The organism is Okeania sp. SIO2C9 (assembly GCF_010672455.1).
In the GTDB taxonomy this organism is placed as follows: Bacteria; Cyanobacteriota; Cyanobacteriia; order Cyanobacteriales; family Microcoleaceae; genus Okeania.
This window is the reverse complement of sequence record NZ_JAAHGO010000007.1, coordinates 229774-255794: the sequence shown is the minus strand read 5'-3', so window position 1 is coordinate 255794 and position 26021 is coordinate 229774. Positions and strand designations below refer to the sequence as shown.

The 26021-nt window shown below is 34.8% G+C and carries 25 protein-coding genes and 1 pseudogene; 11 read left to right on the top strand and 15 right to left on the bottom strand.

What is annotated here, in order from left to right; all coding sequences use genetic code 11:
• Positions 1-573: 573 nt before the first annotated feature.
• The 4 genes from F6K23_RS07455 (at position 574) to cobA (ending at position 5585) form a co-directional block, all read left to right on the top strand.
• Positions 574-714, top strand: coding sequence for a hypothetical protein (locus F6K23_RS07455; RefSeq protein WP_293152779.1), 141 nt, complete (start codon positions 574-576; stop codon positions 712-714).
• Between the two features lie 813 nt (positions 715-1527).
• The gene (locus F6K23_RS07450) at positions 1528-1716 is read left to right on the top strand and encodes a hypothetical protein (RefSeq protein ID WP_293152776.1); all 189 of its coding nucleotides are present in this window, start codon (positions 1528-1530) and stop codon (positions 1714-1716) included.
• A 272-nt stretch (positions 1717-1988) separates the two neighbouring features.
• On the top strand, positions 1989-2732 hold the full coding sequence (locus tag F6K23_RS07445; protein ID WP_293152773.1) for a hypothetical protein: 744 nt from the start codon (positions 1989-1991) through the stop codon (positions 2730-2732).
• 1275 nt (positions 2733-4007) lie between these two features.
• A complete protein-coding gene (gene cobA / locus F6K23_RS07440) occupies positions 4008-5585 on the top strand; it encodes a uroporphyrinogen-III C-methyltransferase (protein WP_293152770.1) in 1578 nt (525 codons plus the stop codon).
• A 514-nt stretch (positions 5586-6099) separates the two neighbouring features.
• Here the strand turns inward: cobA and F6K23_RS07435 are convergent.
• The 4 genes from F6K23_RS07435 to F6K23_RS07425 all read right to left on the bottom strand — a co-directional run bounded on the left by F6K23_RS07435 (position 6100) and on the right by F6K23_RS07425 (position 8488).
• The gene (locus F6K23_RS07435) at positions 6100-6522 is read right to left on the bottom strand and encodes a DUF2809 domain-containing protein (protein WP_293152767.1); all 423 of its coding nucleotides are present in this window, start codon (positions 6520-6522) and stop codon (positions 6100-6102) included.
• Positions 6523-6878: 356 nt separating this feature from the next.
• Positions 6879-7400, bottom strand: a complete 522-nt coding sequence (locus F6K23_RS07430; protein ID WP_293152764.1) for a hypothetical protein — start codon at positions 7398-7400, stop codon at positions 6879-6881.
• Positions 7401-7695: 295 nt separating this feature from the next.
• Positions 7696-7887 carry a hypothetical protein gene (locus F6K23_RS41585; RefSeq protein WP_367267647.1) on the bottom strand — a complete coding sequence of 64 codons (192 nt, stop codon included), beginning with the start codon at positions 7885-7887 and terminating at the stop codon, positions 7696-7698.
• Positions 7888-7954: 67 nt separating this feature from the next.
• Positions 7955-8488, bottom strand: coding sequence for a transposase (locus F6K23_RS07425; RefSeq protein WP_367267656.1), 534 nt, complete (start codon positions 8486-8488; stop codon positions 7955-7957).
• A 74-nt stretch (positions 8489-8562) separates the two neighbouring features.
• On the opposite strand from F6K23_RS07425, the pseudogene F6K23_RS07420 reads away from it, so the two are divergent.
• Positions 8563-9293, top strand: a pseudogene (locus F6K23_RS07420) (IS1 family transposase).
• Positions 9294-9456: 163 nt separating this feature from the next.
• Here F6K23_RS07420 and lpxB read toward each other — a convergent pair.
• From lpxB to fabZ, 7 genes are all read right to left on the bottom strand, one after another.
• A complete protein-coding gene (lpxB, locus tag F6K23_RS07415; RefSeq protein ID WP_293152761.1) occupies positions 9457-10650 on the bottom strand; it encodes a lipid-A-disaccharide synthase in 1194 nt (397 codons plus the stop codon).
• An 877-nt stretch (positions 10651-11527) separates the two neighbouring features.
• Positions 11528-11752 carry a hypothetical protein gene (locus F6K23_RS07410; RefSeq protein WP_293152758.1) on the bottom strand — a complete coding sequence of 75 codons (225 nt, stop codon included), beginning with the start codon at positions 11750-11752 and terminating at the stop codon, positions 11528-11530.
• Positions 11753-11895: 143 nt separating this feature from the next.
• Positions 11896-12306 (bottom strand): RNA-guided endonuclease InsQ/TnpB family protein, encoded by a 411-nt coding sequence (locus F6K23_RS41580; RefSeq protein WP_367267646.1) that lies wholly within the window; start codon positions 12304-12306, stop codon positions 11896-11898.
• Entirely contained in the window at positions 12257-12910 is a 654-nt protein-coding gene (locus tag F6K23_RS41575) for an RNA-guided endonuclease InsQ/TnpB family protein (protein ID WP_367267655.1), read from the bottom strand. The genes F6K23_RS41580 and F6K23_RS41575 overlap by 50 nt, the downstream gene beginning before the upstream one ends.
• Before the next feature lie 95 nt (positions 12911-13005).
• On the bottom strand, positions 13006-13194 hold the full coding sequence (locus F6K23_RS41570; RefSeq protein WP_367267645.1) for a helix-turn-helix domain-containing protein: 189 nt from the start codon (positions 13192-13194) through the stop codon (positions 13006-13008).
• A gap of 113 nt (positions 13195-13307) precedes the next feature.
• Positions 13308-14135 (bottom strand): acyl-ACP--UDP-N-acetylglucosamine O-acyltransferase, encoded by an 828-nt coding sequence (gene lpxA / locus F6K23_RS07400; RefSeq protein WP_293152755.1) that lies wholly within the window; start codon positions 14133-14135, stop codon positions 13308-13310.
• Between the two features lie 3 nt (positions 14136-14138).
• On the bottom strand, positions 14139-14663 hold the full coding sequence (gene fabZ / locus F6K23_RS07395; RefSeq protein WP_293152752.1) for a 3-hydroxyacyl-ACP dehydratase FabZ: 525 nt from the start codon (positions 14661-14663) through the stop codon (positions 14139-14141).
• 350 nt (positions 14664-15013) lie between these two features.
• On the opposite strand from fabZ, the gene F6K23_RS07390 reads away from it, so the two are divergent.
• Positions 15014-15319 carry a helix-turn-helix domain-containing protein gene (locus F6K23_RS07390; RefSeq protein ID WP_293152749.1) on the top strand — a complete coding sequence of 102 codons (306 nt, stop codon included), beginning with the start codon at positions 15014-15016 and terminating at the stop codon, positions 15317-15319.
• Between the two features lie 604 nt (positions 15320-15923).
• Here the strand turns inward: F6K23_RS07390 and F6K23_RS07385 are convergent.
• Positions 15924-16913, bottom strand: coding sequence for a UDP-3-O-acyl-N-acetylglucosamine deacetylase (locus F6K23_RS07385; protein WP_293152747.1), 990 nt, complete (start codon positions 16911-16913; stop codon positions 15924-15926).
• A gap of 167 nt (positions 16914-17080) precedes the next feature.
• On the opposite strand from F6K23_RS07385, the gene F6K23_RS07380 reads away from it, so the two are divergent.
• From F6K23_RS07380 to cutA, 5 genes are all read left to right on the top strand, one after another.
• Positions 17081-18064: a PstS family phosphate ABC transporter substrate-binding protein gene (locus F6K23_RS07380; RefSeq protein ID WP_293152745.1), complete on the top strand. Its 984-nt coding sequence runs from the start codon at positions 17081-17083 to the stop codon at positions 18062-18064.
• A gap of 820 nt (positions 18065-18884) precedes the next feature.
• Entirely contained in the window at positions 18885-19814 is a 930-nt protein-coding gene (pstC, locus tag F6K23_RS07375; RefSeq protein ID WP_293152742.1) for a phosphate ABC transporter permease subunit PstC, read from the top strand.
• A 762-nt stretch (positions 19815-20576) separates the two neighbouring features.
• Positions 20577-21521, top strand: a complete 945-nt coding sequence (gene pstA, locus F6K23_RS07370; protein ID WP_293152739.1) for a phosphate ABC transporter permease PstA — start codon at positions 20577-20579, stop codon at positions 21519-21521.
• The gene (gene pstB / locus F6K23_RS07365) at positions 21515-22309 is read left to right on the top strand and encodes a phosphate ABC transporter ATP-binding protein PstB (protein WP_293152736.1); all 795 of its coding nucleotides are present in this window, start codon (positions 21515-21517) and stop codon (positions 22307-22309) included. The genes pstA and pstB overlap by 7 nt, the downstream gene beginning before the upstream one ends.
• Before the next feature lie 165 nt (positions 22310-22474).
• Positions 22475-22579, top strand: coding sequence for a divalent cation tolerance protein CutA (gene cutA / locus F6K23_RS41565; protein ID WP_367267644.1), 105 nt, complete (start codon positions 22475-22477; stop codon positions 22577-22579).
• Positions 22580-22795: 216 nt separating this feature from the next.
• Here cutA and F6K23_RS07360 read toward each other — a convergent pair whose 3' ends face one another.
• The 3 genes from F6K23_RS07360 to F6K23_RS07350 form a co-directional block, all read right to left on the bottom strand.
• The gene (locus F6K23_RS07360; protein WP_293152733.1) at positions 22796-23755 is read right to left on the bottom strand and encodes a DUF1350 family protein; all 960 of its coding nucleotides are present in this window, start codon (positions 23753-23755) and stop codon (positions 22796-22798) included.
• A gap of 310 nt (positions 23756-24065) precedes the next feature.
• Complete coding sequence (locus F6K23_RS07355; protein ID WP_293152730.1) at positions 24066-25007, bottom strand: RimK family alpha-L-glutamate ligase; 942 nt, start codon at positions 25005-25007, stop codon at positions 24066-24068.
• 310 nt (positions 25008-25317) lie between these two features.
• Complete coding sequence (locus F6K23_RS07350) at positions 25318-26010, bottom strand: hypothetical protein (protein ID WP_293152727.1); 693 nt, start codon at positions 26008-26010, stop codon at positions 25318-25320.
• Between the last annotated feature and the right edge of the window lie 11 nt (positions 26011-26021).

Genomic DNA, 26021 nt, shown 5'->3' with positions numbered 1-26021 from the left:
TTTTTCTGAGAAATATGGGTATAGGGGATGGCAAGTCAAATTCTGATAGATGAGATGATGATTTGGATTTTTGTCTATTTATTGGGAAAGTATTTTTCGCAGAATATCTAATTTTTTCCATAGGTGGTCTTTGATATTAGTCAGATTTTGATTGTGTCAAGAATTTCTGGGAATTAGGAAAAGTCTACTCTGGGAAAAAAGGTAATAATTTCAGATTTTCTATTTTTGTTCGGGGTATTTTTCTGAGAAATATGGGTATAGGGGATGGCAAGTCAAATTCTGATAGATGAGATGATGATTTGGATTTTTGTCTATTTATTGGGAAAGTATTTTTCGCAGAATATCTAATTTTTTCCATAGGTGGTCTTTGATAGTAGTCAGATTTTGATTGTGTCAAGAATTTCTGGGAATTAGGAAAAGTCTACTCTGGGAAAAAAGGTAATAATTTCAGATTTTCTATTTTTGTTCGGGGTATTTTTTCTGAGAAATATGGGTATAGGGGATGGCAAGTCAAATTCTGATAGATGAGATGATGATTTGGATTTTTGTCTATTTAGGTGGTGGTGCATAGTAATGGTAGAGAGTGTGTGGGGAGATTGGGAGTGCGGGAGATGGGGAGATGGGGGGATGGGGAGTGCGGGAGAAATTAAAAAAGATATATCTTCACCATTACCATGCAGGACTACCCTAATTTTTTCCATAGGTGGTCTTTGATATTAGTCAGATTTTGATTGTGTCAAGAATTTCTGGGAATTAGGAAAAGTCTGCTCTGGGAAAAAAGGTAATAATTTCAGACTGGACTAGATAACTAAAGTATTCCTTCTTCTTCTATATTAGACATCTCAAAAGCTTAAAACTCAGACAAGGCAAAATTTTTATTTCTTCCTTCTGGACTAGATAACTAAAGTATTCCTCCTTCTTCTATATTTTTCCGAGAATATTGAATTTTCCTATGGGTTGTTTTTGATAGTAGTCAGATTTTGATTGTTTCAAGAATTTCTGGGAATTAGGAAAAGTTAGCTCTGGGGAAAAAAGGTAATAATTTCAGAGTTTATATTGTTAATGAGGGGATTTTTTCTGGGAAATGTGGATGTAGGGAATGGCAAGTAAAATTATTACAAATTAGATGATGATGAGAATAAAATGTAGCGTGAAACTTATCCGGAAAGTGAGTAAAATAAAAAAGCTAAATAATTTTATTTTTGGTGACATCTTTTCTAAGTAATATGACTATAAATAGGAGCAAATAAATTTAAGCATTTAGCAGATCGCAGACAGCATTCAGTAGCAAGAATAAATCACAGACTGTATGAGTTATGGGGTAGCTATGGTACTTTTATCCATACCTTTTTTACCTCAATCTCTTTACCTTTTCATACTAATTCCTCTTTTAAAGGTAATGAAGCTTATTGCTGATAGCTGACGGCTAAATGCTTACAAATAAATTATCTCAAAAACAGATTTACTTAATAAAAGTTGAGCATCCCCAAAAGATAAAAATTTAGGATTTTTTTTTACCATAAAGTTATGCCGTTAAGAGCTATTTTAGATAATCAAGAATTATTAGCACCATTACTATCTGATGAGGAATGGGAAGAATTAAAACGTAAAAAAGTTCAAGTTATTTTACCTTGTTGTGAAGCAAGAGGACATTTAAGAACTTCAAAATTGGGAACTAAGCATTTTGCTCATAATAAGAAAGATGGATGTAATTAGGGTTTGCTGAAAAAGTCTTATGGGTAAGGGTAGGAGACAGGAGACAGGAGACAGGAGACAGGAGAAATGGGAATTATAGAGGAGGTAGGAGGAAGAATAATCCCTTGATTATTCTGCGCAACTATACGCCTAAAATGCGCTCTTTTTTGAACCATTACGACCTAAAAGCTTGGACTTTTTTTAACTAAAAAATGCGCTCAACCTTGATATGTCAATGCTTTTATATTTAATCAGCAAACCCTAATTCTAAATCAGAAACATGGCAACATCTTTTGTGCAAAACAGAAATTGCTAAAGTCTGTAAAACTATTGGTTACGATGTTAAAACTGAAGGAAGTGGAGTAGATTGGAGAACCGATGTTTTAGCTACTAAGCAAGTAAAAAATCAGTTAGTTAAACTTGCTTTTGAAGTTCAATGGAGTCCTCAATGCTTAGAAGAAACTGAACAACGTCAACATAAATATATCAGAGATGGGATTCGTTGCTGCTGGTTATTTAAAAAATTACCAACATCCGAAGCAAGACAAGATATACCTATATTTCAATTACAGTTTGACGCTTCTAAAAATCCTACGGTAATTACCGATCAAAACATCTATCTTTTAAAGAATTTTATTACTGAAATTTTATCTGGTCATTTTAAATTTTATAAATTTTATCGATATAAAACACAGCAAGATATTAAAATCATATTTTTTCCTGTCAATTGTTGGAAATGTGGCGGAAAATATTATATTTATCACGTTCACAATGAGTCTTATGAAACTTTATGTGGCTGTAATTTTAATTTAATAGACTACATTGTATTAACAGACAAAGTTATAAATGAACCTCAATTTCTTCCTGAAGTTGTAAGTAAAGCTTATGAATGCTTGAAGACTGAAAAAGCTAAAGGTCAAAATATGAAAATGGGCAAAATTAAATCTCGCTATAGCAAAACAGTTAGAAACTCATATACTTCATTTAGTTGTCCTGATTGTAATGCAATATTTGGAAATCATTTTTATTTTCAATAAATTTGCAATGTTTAGTATGAGGATGTTCAACATATTGATTTTGAAACAACAGTTAATATCTCTTAATAAAAACAAGATTTTCCTCATTGGTGCTATTCAAAAAATCGGAATTTTTGTTGTAATTGCTAATCTTTAATCTTATTAATAGCAATTTTTAAAATATTGCTACAGTCATTGAATTATTAATAGAAAAAAACAAAGATAAATTTATAAAAATGGTTACCCCGTGTCGGTGTTAGTTCCTCTGTAAAAGCCTAGACATACCTGGTAGGGCACTAATACCATTTCTCCATGAAGTTGCACTTAATATAAAGATGAGAATAGTGAGTTTAATAAGGTCTGATCGACAATTATTAAGCGCATTGTTGCAGATAAATGGTATAAGATAAAAGAGGAAAAAATTAAAAAAATTACAATATTAGCAAGGGAGGAAATTTTATACTATAGGCACAAAACATAGATAATAATATATAACTCCTTTGGGGTTAATTTTGTATAAAACCTATGTGGTAAGAAGCTAAACGTCATCGACAGTGTTACCTTTGTTTCAGATTGAAATAATACTGAATTGAAATAATTTTTCTATCAAAATATTTGAAAGCAAAAAAAATGTATCAATACTTTCAATAATTAAGAATTTAGAATTAATAATTTAGAATTACCTCTCCTTGAAAAGAAGAGGATTAGGTTAAAAGGAATTTTTTTCTTCTCTTGGTCGATTGGATATGGCGCAGGTTTCCTCGCCATCCCTCGACCGCTTTTTTCTCCATGAATGGAGAGGCTTTATACCTTAATTTTTCGGTAAAAATATTGGTAGTCCTGTATAGTAATGGTCAATGGTGGCTGAAATGCTTGCTATACCGTTACCGAAAAAATTACAATGCACCACTACCAAAATATTTTTATATAGCAGTGGTCATTACTATATTTATTTTACTTATGAAAAAGCTTCAAACTTGAAAAGATCAATAATCAAGCTTCCTTCAATTTCAGCCCTTCCTTCTTGCTTTTGCTATATCAGCTAAAAATTTGGAAGGTAACTATTATATATGCCATATAATATGGTCGATTAAACTTTCTGATAGAACTAAAACCCAAGTATATTTATTGATAATCCGGCTAATTAGTTATCATGCAATCAAAGAGTAATAATTCAGGAATTAGGAATAATTTTTAGGTGGAAATTTGCAGGGATACTCCTTCAAAAGTCTATATTTAATGGAGAAGCACAAGTACAATAACTGTATAACCGGATTTTATATGACTAATATAAATATGACTAAATCACTAGGAAAAGTATATATAGTTGGAGCTGGACCCGGAAGTAAAGAATATTTGACCGTCAAAGCACATTCCCTAATTACTCAAGGGGAAGTCTTAATTTATGATGCCTTAGTTGATGACTCAATTCTACAATTAGCACCAGAAAGTTGTTTGAAAATAGAGATGGGTAAACGTGGTGGTAAACCCAGTATTTCTCAGTCAGAAATTAATAGCTTGTTAGTAGAAAAATGTAAATTAGGCAAACAAGTAATTAGACTAAAAGGAGGAGATCCTTTTATTTTTGGTCGTGGTACTACAGAAATTCAAGCATTAATTGAAGCTGGTTGTGAATTTGAAGTTGTACCAGGAATTTCTTCTGCATTAACAGCACCTTTACTAGCAAATATTCCTTTAACAGATGCAGTAATGAGTAGAGCTTTTGTCGTCTTGACTGCTCACGATATAGAAGCATTATACTGGGAAAGAATTTCTCAAATTGAAACTTTAGTAATTTTAATGGGGGCACGAAATTTAGATGAAATTGTACATCAGTTATTAAGACATAAAAGAACATCTCAAACTCCTGTGGCAATTATTCAAAATTGTGCCACTCCAAAACAACAAATTTGGATTGGTAGTTTAGGGGATATTGTTCAAAAAACCTATGCCGAATATTTGTCCCCTTGTGTGATAATAGTAGGAGAAGTAGTCAGATTACGAGATTATTTAAAATCTCCAAATAATATGGTTATAGAAAAGTCAGTAGCAAAAACTGAAATAGTCCCTTTAGCAAATAAAACTGTTTTAGTTACTCGTGCAGCAGGTCAGTCTAGTAAGTTTAGCGATCGCCTACAAAAAGTAGGGGCGAAAGTAATTGAAATGCCAGCTTTAGTTATTACTCCTCCTTCAAGTTGGCATGATTTAGATGTGGCTATTAATAATATAGATAGTTTTGATTGGTTAATTTTGACATCTACTAATGGGGTAGATTACTTTTTTGAAAGGTTGGCAAAGAAAGGTAAAGATAGTCGTGCTTTATCTGGTGTAAAAATAGCAGTTGTTGGTAAAAAAACTTCGGGAAGTTTGAATGCTCGTGGTTTGAAACCAGATTTTATTCCACCTAATTTTGTTGCTGATTCTTTGGTGGTAAATTTCCCTGAAAATTTAAGTGGAAAAAAGGTTTTATTTCCCAGAGTAGAGACTGGTGGTAGGGAAGTATTAGTGAATGAGTTAAATAGTCAAGGTGCCCAGATAATAGAAGTAGCTGCTTATGAGTCTAGTTGTCCAGAAAATATTTTACCAGAAGCTTTATTCGCATTACAAAATCGTCAGATAGATATTATGACTTTTGCTAGTTCTAAAACGGTGCGAAATTTTTGTTATTTGACGGCTGAAAATCAAGATAATTTACCGCAAAATTGGTTAGAAAATATTTGTATTGCTTCTATCGGACCTCAAACTTCTCAAAGTTGTCAAAGTTTGTTAGGTAGGGTAGATGTGGAAGCTGAAGAATATACTTTGGATGGATTGACTGAAGCTATTATTAAGTGGGTAGGAATTCAAAGTCAAAAGTCAAAAGTCAAAAGTTAAAAGTAAGAAAAAAGGAATTAAAAGTCAAAATTCAAAAGTTAAAAGTTAAAAGTAAGAAAATCTGACTCCTGAGGACTGACTCCTGATTCCTTCCCTCACTCATAAGACTTTTTCAGCAAACCCTAATTAGGTGATTAAATATGAAAGGATTGACTGATATTGGTTGTAGCATTTAAGGAGCGAAAAAAGTACCATATTTTCGGCTAAGAAGGCTCAAAAAGTTAGTATTTGCGTAAGAGTTGGGCAGAACAATCTTGGGATAATTTTTCTGAGTACCTCCTCTATAACTCCCTATTCCTCTTGACTCTTAACTACTCCCTGCCTTGGCAAAAAGACTTTTTTTCAGCAAACCCTAATTAGTATATAGAGGGATATTAATTATTGAATTGCTATTTTATCTTTTAAATTAGCTAAATTGTATGTGATATAAAATCCGGTTATACAGTTATCGCACTTTCTAATTCCATTCAATGCAGACATAAAACGCCGGAATATCCCCAGATAATTCCCACTCTCATCCTTTCTTCCTACTGACTCCTGAGAACTGACTCCTCTTATCATAAAACTTGAAGTAACGTAAAAATATCCAAGTCAATGTACAACCTAATATATAGTACAAAAAATCCCACCAGACAAAAGTATTTCCTAACAACAGTCTGCCAATTAAAGTTGCTCGAATAGCTTGTAAAAAAGGTGGTTTCCATAACTGCATAAATTCTAGAAAACAGGTGACAATAAATACCCAAAAAGCCACTAAACCTGGTTGAAGTCGAGGTCGAATAAAAATCACTAAAAAAATCCAGAATGCTTCATAAAAAATTGAACTAAAAGAATTATTCAGCCATTCCGAAAATAGTCCTTGATAAAATTTAGTTACAAAACCTAAAATTAAAGTCAATATCAAACAAATTAGAATTGTAATTCTATATCTTTTCATATTTTCATAAAAAGTAGCAGTTTTACAGCACTTTTTAGGAAGCGTGAGGTACAGTTTTAAAATTAATCTTTTTTTCTCTACTCCCTACTCCCTACTCCCTACTCCCTACTCCCTAAAGTCCTAAAATTTTGTACCTCATCAACTCCAAAACTGCTGTAAGCTTAACAACTTTCTTCCAAAATTCTACTCCTGGACTCTAAAAAAACTAAAATAATGAAGTTCAATACCCTGTTTAACAAGTAAAATTTATTCCTTAGTCATAGCAGTTGTCATTACTGTATTTGATTTATCAAATAACTAAAACAACCGAAATGAATATCAATAATAAAAACTCTACCTTTTTCCTTCTACTATATCTAATATGGTGAAGGTATACAAGAATAAGTCAACAGCCACCTAGTATAACCCTGTTGATAGGCATCAAGATAAATTAACTGTTCTCTTAATTCTTCGAGTCCTAATTTATTCATACCTATTTCTGGAAATTCATTCAGTCCTGTTTGTGCCATCAAACAACCATCTTTAAACGCAATAACTTGTAGCTCATGTTCATTCTGATTAATACTTATGTACTCCCCTAAATCTATTTCAAATTGAGTATAGCCTTGTAGATAAGCATCTGCATAAATATTATTTTCAATTTTTTCTGCGATGTTTAATTTTTCAAATTCTGTTTCTATAGATGGCTCTAAACCAGATTTAGACCTTTGATAACCATCAATAAATCCCTTGATCTCTAGTTTTTTTCTCAATTCTGGAGACATAATATTACTTCTAATTTCTCCAGCAAAAACTAGGGGATTTAGAACTATTACAGCACCTAAAAGTAGAAAAAATTTTATGACAATAATAAATAATTTATACAATTTATTTTGCATTTTTATTTCTTTGTTTAACTCATCAATAAATAGTGTCAGAATAAAGCAGAAGAAAAAGATAAATAGTATTCATAAATAGTAGTAGTTAATATATTAATTCTACGAGCAACTTTTATCTTAATAATAATTATACCAATTTAATAAACTAGTGCCCAGGGGAGAGTTACCCTCTACAGTGATTTATACAGAAATTGATGTATAGCAATAATCCATGATAAATGCTATTACTTAGTCTATTGATGTCTCCAGGGGTTAAAACACCCTGGATTCTAAGCGGATGTGATGGGTGCGGGCGCTATTGCCACGCGACGCACTGCTTACGATATTTTTTAGTTAGAGAATCTAACTTATATCGTTGTGGGAGCATCAAGACTCCCCTACAGACCTTGACTAGATTAATTTCTAGCTGTGTCGATACTTTTCTTAAAATATTGGCTGCTCCATTAGTATCAGCATTGATTAATTGACCTGTTGCTGAACGATACAAACCACGATTGACACGCTTTCCTGAAGCTTCCCACCTTTTCCTACGGAATGCTACGCAAACGGGTTTTTCACCAAATGTCGGTAAGAAATCTTCCGATACGAAAACTAGCCTTACTCGTGTAACTCTCCTCAGTCTCAACAAACTTAATTCCATACTGCTCAGACAATTCAGCTATCCTGGCTTTTAACTTGGCTGTTGGTATTTGAACAAACTGTTGGTTATTTTTCTTGCCAATGTTAATATTATCTTTTTGGCGTTGATTCCACCCAAAAACTATTGTACCTATTTGATGCTCAATGCACCAGTTCATAACAAATATAGCTGCTTTGTTCACATTATCCCGCATCTGACGGTTACGCTTTTCAGTGATAGCTGCTAACTTATCATCCCAATAGTCACTAGGCTTACCTGCTTTGATTTTGGCTACTTGCTTGTTGTACCATGGATTTTGGGATTTAACCTTTTTTCCATCAATTATAAAAGCTTTGCCCACATTACTCACACAGATCAACCAGTTGTTTAATCCAGGATCTATACCTAATACATTCCCTGCCATTGCTTGAGTCTTTTCCGGTTGTGGTTGTTCATAAGCAAACTCCAGATAAAAACATTTGTTCCTGGGGGTAGTCCTGCATAGTAATGGTAAAATTTAAATTTAAATTTGATTTTCTAGCTATGCACTGTCCTAAATGCCAATCTACTAAAATCATCAAATATGGACATACTCACTACGGTAAGCCTCGGTTTCGTTGCCTAGATTGTGGACGACAATTTGTCGAGAATCCTAGCAGACAGCCTATTGATGAGGCAACAAGAGTGATGATTGATAAAATGTTGTTAGAGCGATTAGCATTGGCTGCGATTCCCTACGGGACGCTACGCGAACGCAAGAATTACTGGTGTTTCAGAAAGATGGCTACGGATTTACGTTAATAATAAGTATGAGCAAATTAAACAAAAAGTTGATGTTACTCAAAAAAAAAACGGGTAAATTAACAATTCAACTCGATGAAATGTGGTCTTATGTTGGGTCTAAAAATAATAAGAAATGGATTTGGCTCGCTATAGATGTTGGCGATCGCTCAGTTGTAGGAGTATATATTGGCGACCGCTCCCGGCAGTCAGCTCAAGGTCTTTGGGAATCTTTACCTGGAGTATATCGTCAATGTGCAATTTGCTACACTGATTTTGGGGAAGCCTACGCAATGGTATTACCATCAATGGGACACAGGGCTGTCGGGAAAGAAACTGGTCAAACTAGCTATATAGAAAGGTTTAACAATACGATGCGACAACGTATCGGACGTAAGGTACGAAAAACGTTATCGTTTTCTAAAAAGTTAAGTAATCACATTGGAGCCATATGGAACTTCATACATTACTATAATGCCACAATTTTTACTTGACCATTACTATGCAGGACTACCTATAAATTTTCTGATCGCGATTAAATTCATCAAGACAACTACACTGTAGATAGCGAAAATGATGAATAATTAACTATTACTCACATCTTGCTAAAAAAAATTTAGGATGACTATAAAATAGTAATTTTGCCAAGAAGTTTGATTACGTCAAAACTGAATCCAAAATTGCTTGAGCTGCACGACCACAAACTCCTTCTTTTCCCAAAGCATGATGCATTTCCTGATAATTTACTATCATTTTTTCTCGGTGCTGATAATTTAATATAAGTTCTAAACTTTCAGAAACAATCTTTTCAGGAGTAGCATTTTCTTGAAACAATTCTGGCACAATAGCCTTCATTTGTACTAAATTTGGTGGCGACATAAATGGAATCGAAAATCTCAAAATATTCCTGGCAATCCAAACAGTTATTGGATTAACTTTATATACTACTACTTGCGGTACATTTAGCAAAGCTATTTCCAAATTTACAGTACCAGATTTAGCGATCGCTAAGTCGGCTGCAGCCAGAATTTCTAAATTTTTACTTTCTTGTATTTCTTGATTATTTTGTAGAAGAGATGGATAAATTTTTGCCTGTAGTTGATACTTCTTAATTGCCTCTTCAATAGGATGACGATAACTTTCTAAAGATAGAGGAATTAGGAAATGAACTTGAGGTAATTTTTCCTGGATTATTTGTGCTGCTCGAAATATTACTGGCATTAAATATTTAACTTCTTGTTGTCGAGATGCTGGTAATAAAGCGATCGCTATTGTATCTGGATTTATACCCAAATTATGACGTGCTTTTTCCCTACTAGGAGCTATTTTTATTCTGTCAATTATGGGATGACCTACCCAAGTAACTTTAGCTCCTTTTTGTCGAAAATAATTTGCTTCTTCCGGAAAAATTGCCAAAATTTTGTTTGCTAAATTTACTATCTTATTTGTTTTACCCTTTCCCAGAGACCAAACCCATTCTTGAGGAGCAATGTACCAAATAATCGGTAAATTCGGCCAGGTTTTACGGATATAACTACCAATACTAATATTAGGTCCCATATAGTCAATTAAAACAACTATATCAGGGGATTCATTATGTATATATTCTTTTGCTTTTTGTTGTAATTTCAGAGTAGGAAAAACAAAAGGCAAAGATTCAATAATTCCGACAGCACCGATTTTTGTCGTATTTCCTAATAAAGTAGCACCAGCAGCAGCCATTCTATCGCCCCCCAAGGCAACAATATCTAAATTTAAACCTTGAAATTGAGCTTGACGGTAGAGTGCTTCAACTAATAGAGACCCTTGTAAATCTCCAGAAACTTCACCTGTACTAATAAAAATTTTCATAAGACATGGGGGACTGGTTATTTCAGTTATCAGTTAGCCTCCTATCGGAGGAACTGCGTTAACAGTTATCAGCAAAATAGGTGCAAATATAAAAATTCAAACCTCAATTACTTCATTGCAACTGAAATAAACTATATAGCAAAAGATTCAGATATTTCTAAATGATTGAACTCAATCATAGATTATTTTTTACTTTTACCTTGTCCATAGCGCAACAAGACTTTTAAATAATAGAATATTAACTAAATTTATCATTAATTGATTAATATATTGATAATTTAAATTGATTTTGACAAAAAAAGTTCAAATGAGCTATTGAAAGGCAAATTTGAGGGAAAAATCGAGATTTCGCGCCTGTATGAGCAATCTTTTCATAAACGCTATAAGTCTTGATATGCAGTAGATACAGATTTTTTGCCACTCGGTCAATTTTGATGTATATTGATAACAAGTCTGTAGCTCTGCGTAGGTGCTCATTAAAATGAATTGAAATATTATCCATAATATAGCAGTTAAAGCAAAGGTTGCAGATGTTAACTTAATATCAAGTCCAGTAGCATCAGCATTGCAAGATAAGTGTAAGGAAGAAGGAAGAGGGAAGAAGGCTTATAGCAGAAGGAAGAAAAAAGAAGGAAAAGTATTACGTTGTCTGAGTTTTAAACTTTTGAGCTGTCCGCGCCCTTTGCTTCGATTGCTATGATTATGGATATAAATGGAAGAAGTCTAATAGATATTATAGAAATATCGTAATGTACCATTTTAGATTTTTCAGTCTAATAGTGCGGGCATCTTGCCCGCTAATAGTGAACTGATTGAGATGAAATTCGCAATACAACAGATTCCCAGTATGTGAGGTACAAATATTAAAGTTCAAACCTCAATTACTTTCTGTCAGCTCAAAAAGACTATAATTCTCGATATCAAATGACAAATCTTCCCTATTTTTAATAGCATCACGAAGTGCCTGCTTTAAATTAACATCTGTGTCTCTATCTGTAATACTAATTATAATAACTCTACGTTGAATGACTGTCTCTTTTTCAGTCTTTTCAGTCTTGGATGAACATTTTCTTTCGTATTTTTTGTATTGTCCTAAATTCAAAGTATATCTTTGCTCGTCTCTAAGATCCTCATGTTTTTCTCAGGTTTGCTTCAACTCTTTAGTAACTCTTTTGTAGGCTTTATTGTTTTCTGAATTTTTTGGTCTTTCGCATGAAGCAGTACCAACAGTGACATACTCTCACACTAAGCTAGTGTTATAGTGTGGGATTCTTGTTTCCCAGCCCCGGTATTCCGTCGGGCTCCACAAGCTTTAAGGACGGAATGCCCTACCGCCCTATTTTTGATATTTATCGCCGCATTTCCTACGGAATGCTTCCCTACGGGATGCTGCGCAAACGCAAACAAGTCGCGGTCTATTACTATGCCGCAGTGCGGGCAAGAATGAGTTCGTATGTTTAATTCTTTATCGACTTTTTTTCCACAGTTTGAGCAATCTTGGCTAGTATTTTTGGGGTTCACTCCTATAGTTTTCTGCCCAGCATTTCCGGCTTTGACAGTCAAAATAGTTAGAAATTTGCCCCATCCAGCATCATTAATTGATTTACTAAAACGGGTCTTTGCTAGCCCTTTGATATTTAAGTTTGCCTCCGGCACGCCGCTCCGCGTCTACATGGGCGATAATCTCAGCTTTTAATAACAATTCATTGGCTGTTTTGAAATGAAAGTCTTTACGTTTATCAGCGACCTTTTTATGTTGTTTGGCTACAGCTTTAACAGCTTTTAACCACCTTTTGCTGCCTTTTTTCTTTCGAGATAAACGTTTCTGTAGAGTCTTTAATCGCTGCTGAGATTTTCGATAGTATTGAGGTATGGGTATAGATTCTCCTTCACTGGTTACTAAGAATTCTTTCAACCCCATATCGATTCCCAGAGTGTTTTTTAATGTAGGTTCAATATTACAACTCAAAGCTGGAACTGATTTGTCTTCTAGGGATAAAGTCAGATAATAACCATCAGCTTTACGACTAATAGTTACAGTTTTTATTTGAAAACCTAATGGTAGCGGCCGATGTTGAATCAATTTTATATTGCCTATTTTGGGCAAGTTTATCTTGTTTCCTTCTATGCAGTCCTGCTTGATTTGAGGATAAGTAAAACTGCGATAACGTCCTTTTCCCTTAAACCTTGGCTTTCCTAATTTCTGTCCACTCTTGTTTGCCTTAAACCATCTATCAAAGGCAAGTTTTACCCGTTTAATGCAATCGCGGTAAAACCTGAGAATGAATTAGTTTGTACCCCCGAAACTTGTCTTTGGTATTGACCAAATCTCGTTTTTGAGAGTAATAATCTGGATTATCTGTTAGTTGAGGAATTGGCATGCACCTTGGGGCAAGCATTAACCGGACAGCGATTTTCTTCCCACCACGAGAACCGCTCACCTAACCTATAGTTGTACTGCCGACGCAACAATTCCAACCACAATTCTATTGTGGCTATTTGATATGAGTTGGGCCTTAATTTATATTGGTAAGCGGTTCGCATGGTGGAAAATTTCCGGGGTTATAGCAACATAGATAATGCAAGTTTTTCAACTAGAGCTAAAGCTTCTGCTGGGAAAGCAATTTTCTCCCTCTATTTGGTGGCAAAAACGTCTATCAATTATCAACTTCCTCTAACTTCACTCCCTTAGACATTTTTCCCGGCATCGGTCCACGACGTTTAGACCCAAGAGACATACTTAAGAACTGATGTAATTCTTGGATATACCTATTCTCTGAAAGTAATTCTAATTCCTCTAAAGCTTCACTAAAAAGTTTACCCGAACGATAGAGAATCCGAAAAGCATTTTTCAATATTGCTAAATCTGCACTGGTCAAACCAGCACGCTTTAATCCTACTAAATTAAGCGATCGCACCAAACAAGGATGCCCTTCGACCAACATAAATGGTGGTACATCTCTAACTACCTTGCTCATACCACCCACCATTGCCATTTTACCAATATGGACAAACTGATGAATACCCAATACTCCACCAATTACAGCCTTAGACTCAATTTTGATATGACCTGCTAAAGATACAGCATTAGCTATGACCACAGAATCTTCAATAATGCAGTTATGAGCCACATGAACATAAGCCATTAGTAAATTACCATTACCAATCACGGTACTCTCTCCTGCATAAGTAGCACGGTTAACCGTAACAAATTCCCTGATTTGGTTATTGTCGCCAATTTTTACCATGCTCGGAGCACCCGCATATTTTAAATCTTGTGGCTCTATACCAATAGCTGCCCCAGGAAAAATTCGATTACCAGAGCCAATTTTTGTTGGCCCTTCAATCACAACATGAGCGCCAATGGTAGTTCCCGCACCTACCTCAACCTGTTCCCCTATTACAGCATAAGGACCCACCTGTACAGTAGGATGCAGGTTTGCACTTTCAGCAATAACAGCTGTTGGGTGAATCAGAGTAGGCATATCTCAATCCATTATTGAAAACATCAAATTTCCTTCTGCGGCTTTTTGACCATCCACTTCTGCAAGACCTTGCACTTTGCCAAACCTGCCACCTTTAACAGATAATAATTCTGTCTTTAATATTAGCTGGTCTCCTGGAACTACTGGGCGACGAAACTTTACCTTATCCATACCTGCAAATACAAATAATCCTTTCTGAATATTTGGCATTTGAGCAAAGACTATACCTGCAACTTGAGCCAATGCTTCTATGATTAACACCCCTGGCATAATTGGTCTTCCAGGAAAATGTCCTTGAAAATGGGGTTCATTAAAAGTCACATTTTTAATACCAACTGCTTTTTCTCCCGGTATATATTCTATGATGCGGTCTACTAAAGCAAAAGGGTATCGGTGGGGTAATATTTTGTGAATCTCTTCAATAGTCAGAATATTTGCCCCAGTAGTCCCAGTATCTTGATTTACCTGAGTTGAAGCATTTTCTGTTGTTTGTGCTGAATCTGTTGTAGTTTTTTCAGAGGTTGACATTATGTACAGTTCTTGATTTGCAGTCTCGATTTTACCATTATTGACTTCTCGCTGCTCTAAATAGACAGAGATTCTAAGCAGATGCTACGCAACGGGATAAATAAACATTGCTCGCTTCTTCTTAGCTGTCACCCAGAAATTTATCCGGGTGGGACGAGTCAAAACGCCCCTAGAAACTCACTTGTATTGACATTAAGTTATACAGATTGTGCTTACTTTTTGTTAGCTTTCGGGAGCTGATTGCTAGTATCAATATCTATGGCAATTTCCGGCAATAACTGACAGATATGATGGGGATTTTTTTGACAAGGCCAAAAAAATAGTTGACAATGTGCTTGGAGGTGATTTGATTGTACGCCAAAAAATTTGAATTAAAACTCAGTAATCAGGAGCGATCACTTATGGCTCAATGTGCTGGTTATGCTCGTTTCGTTTACAACTATGGTCTCAGTATGGTTAATGGAACTTCTGCCATGACCAAAGTTAACAAACGTGGTCAGAAAGTTAGCTTGAGTTACGCATTACGCATTTTAGAAGCTAAAAAAGTCTTTACTAACTATGTGAAAAAGCAATCAGAATATGCGATGAAAACAAGGGAGTCGTTTAGACTAGACAACTTTAGTTGTCCTGTGCTATTATCTGAATATACAATTTAGACAAAAGTAAGCAGAAAGCTAGAGTTAAACTTAAGCCGACTGTATAGGGGGACTTTGACTTGTCCCCAAAGAGTATATCTTTGGTCAGCGCTCGAAAAAACGAAGCAACATGGATTTATCCTGTTGGGTAGTATAAACTTAGAATCCCCTCGGCAACAGCTGCGGGGAGTAGTCAAAAATAGAAGTTTCTGTGCATCATCTGCACTTCTAACTGGTCTAAATCCATAGCTTCTTGCAATGAGAAACTTTTTTAGGACTTATTTTACCGAAAAATTAATAATTCAATAATTCAATAATTCGCGCCTTGAAGCCTCCCCTTTCAAGGGGAAAAAAATAAATTTTTTCGGAGTTGGTCAATCCTCTTCCTTTTAGGGAGAGGTAATGATCAATTATCCATTATTGAATCATATTATCCCCCTATGAGCGCCAGTGTAACTATCTGCTTTCGTTATGATTGCGCCCTGTTGCCAGCTTCGACCTGTAAGATTCCGAGCTTACTCATCGTGGCCAAGTAAGGAGTCACTTCATCCCTAAAGGGTAGGACTTTCACCTACATCGATATAAGAGTTAGATAGATTTCTCTATCCCCAGGCTTAGATAGCTTTTAAGCTATTTCAGGCCAAGAACGAATCGCACGAGCTAATTGAATATGTAATTTATGGCTAGCTTTGTAAGCCAGATAATGAGCTTGAGGAAAACTACCTAATAAACTCAAATCTCCTACTAAGTCCAAAAGTTTATGACGTACAGGTTCATTTTCAAATCTTAAGGGTGGATTTAACCATCCAGACTCATTACAAACTAGAGCATTGTCTAAACTACCACCTTTAATTAAACCAGCTTCTCGTAATTGGTCAATTTGATGTCCTAAGGCAAATGTACGAGCTGGGGCAATACAGTCAGCAAAACTTTCTGTTTCTGGAGACCAACTATGCCACTGATTACCAATAGCTGGTAGATTAAAATCTATTCCGTAAGTAAATCGAGTTTCTGGACTAGGTAAAGCAGCGACAAAAGCATCACCTTGATTTATCCAAATTGGTCGGTCGAGGGAATTTTTTGTCTTTAATTTTGGGTTGAGGGTGTGGTTTATTGGCTGTGGATGATAAGTATTGTTAATATTTTTTTGCCCCATCACCCTATCACCCCATCCCCCTATCTCCCCATCTCCCCATCTCCCCATCTCCCCATCTCCCCATCTCCCCATCTCCTCATTTTCCTCCTCTGGTTGAGCAACTAATCCTACAGAAGCGATCGCCTCTACCCAGAATTTAGCCGACCCATCCAATAAGGGGACTTCAGGGCCATCAATTTCAATTCGAGCATTATCTACTCCCATTCCTGCCAAGGCAGCCAATAAATGTTCTACAGTACGAATACGAATATTTTCAATACCAAATTCAGTAGAGAGAGTGGTAGAGACTACAAAATTTATGAGAGCTGGAATACTAGGAGTCTTAGGTAAGTCAACTCTAACAAAATATCTACCTGCATTTTTGGGGGCAGGTATAACTCTAATATGAGATTTAATACCGCTATGCAGACCTATTCCCCACTGTGAAAATTCTGCTGCCAAAGTATATTGGTTATCCATATTTTTGTTATAATTATTGTTAGCTATTAACCTATATTTAAACTGTGCTTAAATTTTACTTATTCTCAAAGAATTATACTGAGACTCTAAATAACAATTATTATTTTTACATTATATAAATGTTTAATTGCCTATATTTTTGATAAAAACTCTAGGAAAACAAGAGTATGCTAACTACCAAAGTAAAGAATTTGAAGCTGAATAAGTGGAAATTAGCTAGTGTCTTTGCTCTAGTAGCTACAACATTAGCTATAAGTATTCCTGTAGTTAGGTCTCAAAGCCAGTCTATAATTAAAATTGATGGTTCTAGCACAGTTTACCCTATTACCGAAGCAGTAGCAGAAGAATTTCAAAAAGAGAAAAGAGGTGTTATACGGGTAACGGTTGGAATTTCTGGAACAGGGGGAGGCTTTAAAAAATTTTGTTCTCTAGAAGATTCCGTTAGAACAGATATTTCTGATGCTTCCAGAACTATTCAACCATCTGAAATAGAAAAATGTAAAGCTGCAGGAATTGAATTTATTGAATTACCTATTGCTTATGATGCTATTACTGTAGTTGTTAATACTGAAAACTTTGTTGATACTATGAGTGTGGAGGAGCTCAAAAAGATGTGGGCACCGGATGCCCAAGGTAAAGTTATGAAGTGGAATCAGGTGAACTCTAATTGGCCTGATGTAGAACTTAGAATGTATGGACCAGGTGCAGATTCAGGTACATTTGACTATTTTACTAATGAAATAGTTGGTAAGTCTAAGGCTAGTCGTTCTGACTATACACCTAGTGAAGATGATAATGTTTTGGTTCAAGCTGTTGCTAATGACCCTAATGCTATTGCTTATTTTGGCTATTCTTATTATGAAGCGAACCGAGACCGAATAAAAGCAATAGCTATAGACAATGGTAATGGACCTGTTAAACCTTCACTGGAAACAGTGCGAAGTGGAGAATACCAACCTCTGGCCAGACCAATTTTTATTTATGTTAATGCTAAAGTGGCAGAGCGTCCTGAAGTTAAAGAATTTGTTGAATTCTATCTCAAGAATGCTCCTCAATTAGTTAAAGAAGTAAATTCTGTACCTCTTTCCGAACTAGAATATCAGGAAGCAATGGAACGTTTTAAAAATCGTGTTATTGGGAGTGATAGTTAAATTTTAAATCTTAATAATGAAGACTTAAACTATTTTTAAGTAGAGTAATTCTTTGATTTTTCATACTAAACTAGATTCAAGTGGCAAATATATTTCATTATGTAAATTAGTGCTGAAAATTAGGGATTGCTGAAATGTAATGGTAAGTAGCTGAAGGTAAAATTGAAAAACTTATGTTTCGCGTTGATACTTAATCTAAAAATCATTACCACTCAGCAACACCGAAAATTAGATAAATTATCGGCTAATGTCTAAGTATCAATTTTATGTGAGGCTGTACAGAATTATGAAATTTATTAACAAGTCTTTCTCAATCTACAGTGAACTCTGATTTAAATATTATTCTATGCAGATTCATATTAATTTTGTATAAGCATCAATTATTATTGATTATTGTTAGTAAGCATTCAAAATTCAACCGTATAGCAGAAGGAAAAAGGAAGAAACGAAGTTGGAAAAATATGGCGTTGTCTGAGTTTTAAGTTTTTGATATGTTCTAACTTTTCCTTCGACTGCTATATAAGTAAGCGTTGAGAGAATGAGGCAGAATTAAAAGTATTAAGAAAAGCAGATAGGCTAACTTTAGCTATATAACAAATCATCACCCTAATTCATTTTTACTACTGAATGTTGACCGCTAATAAGTAGGTAAGCATAAATAAATGCAACAAGTGTACGGCGGGTTTTTAGGACTATATAGCTAATTTATCAAGGCTTTCGGCTAAACCCACCCGTACAATTTTTTTAACGTTTAATTAGAAATACCTACTTACTTAACTGAATGCTGACCATTATTATTTACTTAATCACTGAGTATTGAATGAGAAAGAAACTTTTAAAATCAATAAAATTACCAAAATTTTCATCAAGATTAGTTCAAGATACACGAGAAAAAATAATTGAATATATTTTGTTTTTAGCAGCTTTTTCCTCTATAGCAACTACAATAGCAATTTTGTTTATATTAGTCAGAGAATCAGTTTTATTTTTTCAAGAAATATCCATATTAGACTTCCTGACAAGTACACAATGGACTCCCTTATTTCAAAATCCACAATATGGAATTTTACCTTTAGTTTCAGGAACCTTAGTAACTTCAATTATTGCTTTAATGATAGCTATTCCACTGGGCACTATAGCAGGAATTTATCTGAGTGAATTTTCCCCAATAAAATGTAGAGAAACTATCAAACCATTCTTAGAATTATTGGCTGCTATTCCCACAGTAGTTTATGGTTATTTCGCACTATTGTATGTCACTCCACTATTACAAAAAATATTTCCAAATTTGCCAACTTTTAATATGTTGAGTGCAGGATTAGTAATAGGAATAATGATTATTCCATTTATTAGTTCTATAAGTGAAGATGCTATGCGTTCTGTGCCAGTAGGTTTACGAGAAGGATCTTTTGCTATGGGAGCAACTAGGTTTCAAACATCATTATTAGTTGTATTTCCGGCTGCTATTTCTGGTATTTGTTCGGCTTATATTCTGGGAGCTTCCCGTGCAGTAGGAGAAACAATGATTGTTGCTATTGCGGCTGGCTTGCAGCCCAATTTTACTTTGAATCCTACAGATCAAGCTGCTACTATTACAGGGTATATTGTCCAGGTTAGTCTTGGTGATTTACCTCATGGTACTTTAGCTTATCAAACAATTTTTGCTGCTGGTCTAACTTTAGTATTGATAACTTTAATATTAAATATAATCGGTCATTTTCTAGCTAAACATTATCGCGAAATATATTAAAAGAACAAAGAAGGAAGAAGGAAAAAGGAAGAAGCTATTATGTTTTTAAATTGGTTATTGATACTAGCCAACATATTTTCATAAAATTCGTGCATTCAAAAGAAGGAAGAAGGAAGAAGGAAGAAGGAAGAAGGAAGAAGTAAGAAGGAAAAAGTAAGAAGCTGTTATGTTTTTAAATTGGTTATTGATACTAGCCAACATATTTTCATAAAATTCGTGCATTGAGAGGGTAACTATCAAGTTATATTTGCGTTCTAAATACTATGATAATAGAATGTCAAACAAATCCAAGACATTCAAAAATATATTAAAAGAAGGAAGAAGGAAGAAGGAAGAAGTAAGAAGGAAAAAGTAAGAAGCTGTTATGTTTTTAAATTGGTTATTGATACTAGCCAACATATTTTCATAAAATTTGTGCATTGAGAGGATAACTATGAAGTTATATTTGCGTTCTAAATACTATGATAATAGAATGTCAAACAAATCCAAGACATTCAAAAATATATTAAAAGAAGGAAGAAGGAAGAAGGAAGAAGTAAGAAGGAAAAAGTAAGAAGGAAAAAGTAAGAAGCTGTTATGCGGTCGATCTTCGGAGCTTGGATGGCAAGGTCTCGGAGCCATATCCAATCGACCAAGAGAAAAGAAAAAATTTTCACGCTACGCTTCAATCCTCTCCTTGAAAAGAAGAGGTAATTATTAATTATTAATTATTAATTATTAATTGTTAAATATATGTCGATGAATTATAGGAACTTAATATAGATGTCAAATCAAGATTTTACAAATATTTTTTTACCTTTAAACTATCTTAAAAATAATCTTAATAAACGAAATTTGGTTAATAGTATTTTTGCCGTAATTGGTTTGTTAGTAATTACGGGTTCAATATTAATATTAGCTGCTTTAATAATTAAAATGATGATTGATGGCTTACCACGCCTAAATTGGAACTTCTTATTTTCTTTCCCTAGTAGAAAACCGGAAGAAGCCGGAATTTTATCAGCTTGGGTAGGTACTTGTTTAGTGATGTTAGTAACTACATTAGTGGCAGTTCCTCTAGGAGTTGCTTCTGGTATTTATCTAGAAGAATATGCTCGAAAAAATTGGATTTCCAATCTAATAGAAATTAATGTGACAAATCTTGCAGGTGTACCTTCAATTATTTATGGTTTGTTAGCATTAGGATTTTTTGTTTATCAGTTAAATTTAGGGGAAAGTATTCTCACCGCAGGCTTAACTTTAGCCTTATTAATTTTACCTATAGTTATTGTGACTACTCGTGAAGCTCTCCGCTCCATTCCAACTAATTTACGAGAAGCTGCTTATGCTCTTGGAGCAAGTAAATGGCAAATGATTTGGGACCATCTTTTGCCTTACTCTTTTGGTACTATTCTTACTGGTATAATTATTGGTTTATCACGAGCAATAGGAGAAACAGCTCCAGTTATTACTATTGGTGCATTGACATTTATTGCTTTTTTACCAGAATCTCCGGTGAAAAGTGAATTTCCGTTTATTTCTTTTTCCTGGCTCCAAGCTCCATTTACATTAATGCCAATTCAGATGTTTAATTGGGTTTCTCGCCCACAAAAAGCATTTGAAATAAATGCAGCAGCAGCGGGTACTATATTAACTATTATGACTTTGACAATCAATACTCTAGCTATTTATTTACGTTATCTAGTTCGTAAAGGTATCAAATGGTAAATTTTTATAGAAAAAAACAAGAATTAATTACTATAACACCCAAAGCAGAAGTCAAAGAACTGAATTTTTATTATGGTTCATCCAATATTTTAAAAAATATTAATTTGGTTGTACCAGAAAAACAAATTACTGCATTAATCGGACCTTCAGGGTGTGGAAAAACTACTTTATTACGCTGCTTTAATCGGATGCACGATTTGTATCCAGGAAATTACTATGAAGGAGAAATTTGGCTAGATTCAGAGAATATTTTGGCTAAAAATATTGACCCGATAGAAGTAAGAATGCGAATTAGTATGGTATTTCAAAAACCCAATCCGTTTCCCAAATCAATTTATGAAAATGTGGCTTATGGTTTGCGGGTGCGTGGTGAAAAAAAACGGAGTTTAATTGATGAAAAAGTAGAGCAAGCTCTTCGAGGTGCAGCTTTGTGGAATGAGGTTAAAGATAGATTAAAAGAAGTAGCTTTTAATTTGTCTGGAGGTCAACAACAACGTCTATGTATAGCTCGTGCTTTAGTAGGAGAACCTGAGATGATTTTATTGGATGAACCTACTTCTGCTCTTGACCCAATTGCTACTGCTAAAATTGAAGAGTTGATGAGTCAATTAAAAGAAAAGATAACTATTTTAATTGTGACTCATAGTATGCAGCAAGCTGCAAGATTATCTGATTATACGGCGTTTATGTATTTAGGGGAGTTGATAGAATTTAGTGAAACTAAAGATTTATTTGCTGACCCTAAAAATCAGAAAACAGAAGATTATTTACATGGCAGAATTGGTTAATTGAAGAAGGAAGAAGGTGTAGGGGAGTAGGGGAGTGGGGGAGTAGGGGAGTGGGGGAGTAGTTAAGAATTGTTTGACCGATACAATATCTCAGTTTTATGTTACTTTTGCAAGAGACTAATACTTGAAGTTTCAAACAAAATTTTAGTGAAGGAAGAAAATAAAATGTCACCAGAATATCTTATGGTAATTACGACAACTTCCAGTAGACAAGATGCGGATAACATAGCTAAATACTTGCTTGAAAAAAGACTAGCTGCTTGTATTTAAATTTTCAGCTCTATAACTAGCAGTTATTGGTAGAGTGACGAAATCTGTACAGACGAAGAATGGCTCTGCTTGTTTTAATCAAGCCAGAAAAATTATGAATCTTTAGAAAAAGCCATTAGAGAAATTCGCCCTTACCGAAAAATTAAGGTATAAAGCCTCTCCATACCAATCTTGATCGCACTCGAAGAAAAGGTCAGGATATCAAAAACTTAAAACTCAGACAACGCAATATTTTCCTTTGTTCTTTGTTCCTTCTTCCTTCTTACTTCTTTCTTCTTCAACCAATAAATGTAAAGCTATTTGTTCTAAATATCTGTGATAAATTGGCTGAATAAATTTATCTAAGGGATTCAGATAAACAATATAGTTGCCTACTTTTATTCCCACTGGTTCTAAATGTTTTCCCTGAATTTCTTGATGTAATAAGCCTCGATTTTTCAAGGTATTTACTAACCAAAGTACATCACTTTTATCTTGAATTTCTTTACTTTTTTCTCGGTCTGTGATACTCCCTGCAATAGTATCTTGAGTAAAAGAAATCATGGAAATTAACTGAAATAAATCACTATGTTTAATCAAAGATTGGGTTTGTTTTCGATTGGGTTTTGCTCCTAAACCAATTCGGTCTATTAATTTTGCTAAAGCAGGGATAGGTATAGCGCTATTTGTGTCACTAATATCTGGAGCTATTAACAAAGAATGCTGATTTAAAATAGTAGTTATACTAGGATGAATTTGATGGAAAATTCTTTCTATTTTTTCTACTTCTCCAGCATTAACATATTTTCTGAGTTTGTTTTGCCATCCATTTTCACTCAAGAATTCTAGCAGCATAATATACTTGCATCCTAAACTATGACCAACCCAAAAATATTTTGATTTGTCAGTATAGATATTATTTTGATAACCCAATTTTTCAGCAAGTTCTGGCATGGCTTTTGCTAAAACACTTTGTTCTTTTAATAAACTAATAGCAATAGGCCAATGTTGGAAACTAAAGCGGAAAGGTAAAGCAATAATGCTGTATCCTTCAGCATACATTTGACTTAAGAAATAGCGATAAAAAATCGTTGGGAAACTGCCAAAAAAAGCTCCGCCGATAAATTGGATAATTCCACAAGGTTGAGGATGAAGTGCTACCCAACTGAAAGAAAGTGGTGTGAATTTTAAACTCATAATTTTATAACAGGGAAGAAGAACGAAGTCAGAAGTCAGAAGTCAGAAGTCAGAAGTTATTTTTGTAACGGGGAAAAATATCAGGAACGGGCAAGATGCCCATTCCACTTCCACAAAACTATTAAAATCATCTCGCATTTATGCAACACCGACTTTTGACTTATAACTTCCGTAAATTACTGTACAATTAAACTTTTGCACCTCTATAAAATCTGACTTTTAACTTTTATTTGTAGTTCTGTAAAATCTGACTTTTGACTTTTGATTTTTATTTGTAGTTCTGTAAAATCTGACTTTTGACTTTTAACTTTTAACTTTTAACTTTTGACTTATAAAGTCCCGATGCCAATAATCTAGCTATGGCATTACTAATAGGTTGATTTGTTTCTTGCTGATAATATGTAAATCCTGGAGAAGGATTAACCTCAAAACAGTACCATTCCCCCTCTGGAGTTTCTCGCAAATCTATGCCAGCTAAAGATAATTCCATTTCTGCTGCCATTAATCTACATTTATTTTCTATATCTTCCGGTAAACGACAACTAAAAATTTCAGGAGCATTGGCAACTCCCGCGTAACGATAATCATCCGCAGCAGAACTAATAGCACAGGCAAATACATCTCCACCCACTACATGAACCCGATAATCTCTACCAGGTATATATTGCTGAAATTGAGTTGGACAAGAAGCAACATTATCTAAACGTTCGGTGTGTTCTGGACGTAACTGAGAAACCTTACTGCGGGTACTACTAACAGATTTGTAAATCACACTGCCATGGTCTTGCCAAAACTCATTTACCGCATTAGGACTGGTAGTAACTAAAGTCTCAGGTACTTGAAACCCAAACTTACAAATTTGCTGTAACTGATACGGTTTAGAATTATTCGCTGCCATTGCTGAAGGGCGATTCAAAATTAAGGCAGAAGTCATTTCTACCCATGACAACAAAGCATTGTCTACTGCAGTCGCGTGTTGCCAAGCATAACTCTCAGGTCCTGCTTCCATGATTTCTGGAAGTTTGTAGGAGTTGTGGGGACGCAAATAAACTCCTGTGACTGCACTCAAGTCTATTTTGTGAGTAGAAGTCCAGATTTCCCCTGTAATTTTTTCCCCTACAGAAAGCTTAACTTCAGTTTCAAGAATTTCTCGTTGGTTCAGCAGTACATGAGGTATACCTAAATTTTGTAATTCTTTCTGTACTGCTGCTAAAGGTGAATCTCCGGGTAAACCCCATAACAGAATTAACATTTTTTTTCCTCGTTAAAAAAGTGGTCATTTCAGTTATCAGTTATCAGTTATCAGTACCTCTAGCTGTTTGCGCAGCATGACCTAGGAAAGCAAAGTGAATTGAAATATTGAATATTCTCTTTCTCTTGGTCAATAAGATATTGTTAGGTATCCCATCCATCTCTCGACCGCTTTTTATCGCCTTAAAAGAGGGAGGTTTGAGACCAAAAGGTAAGCACTCAGCACTTAGCAATCAGTACTAATAACTGAAATGGCCCCGACTCAGCAATCCTGCGTCATAGCTCAAAGTATGGGCGAATGCCATTCGCCCCTACAAGTTAAAATACTCTAGAATAGCAGTAGCGATCGCTGGTTGAGAAATATCTGCCCACAAATTAGCATCAATAAATTCTGCATCAGCATCAGCTTTACTAAATTGAACAGTTAATAAATCAACTCCAGCAGCATCAGCAAGATATCTAGCTTGAGTTGCTAAGGTGGCATCAACTTCACCAATACAACTTTTACCAACAACAGTTACTGTTGCGGAATATTTTGGAATTACTTCTGGCAAATTTTCCTTCCCTAGAGCAATATGTTGATGCAGAGGACGCACAGACATCCCCACTTGAGCAGCAGCATAAATCCATTGGGGCGATCGCCAATTTGGTCCAAGTAGACAAGTTGGTGTCGGTCTGTTGAGCATTGGGCATTTTAATGTATTTAACCAGGAAACCAAAAATGCTGTCATTTCAGCAGCTACATAAGTGCGGTCATTGGGAACAATATGAAAAAGTTCCTCTGGAAAAACTGCTGGGAGGCGAGTTAACACACCTGTTATTTGTGCAACTTCTATAATTTTTCCTCCCACTACCGCTGTGGAATTTTTGGTATTTCCCAGATGGTGTCGCCACCCAACCACTGATAAATCTTCAGGGGTGAGTAGCGTTACACCATCAGTTGCCGAATGTTCAACAAAAGACCGAGCAGACTTGTCATATTTACTAGCAATAACAACAAGCACTACTCTACTCC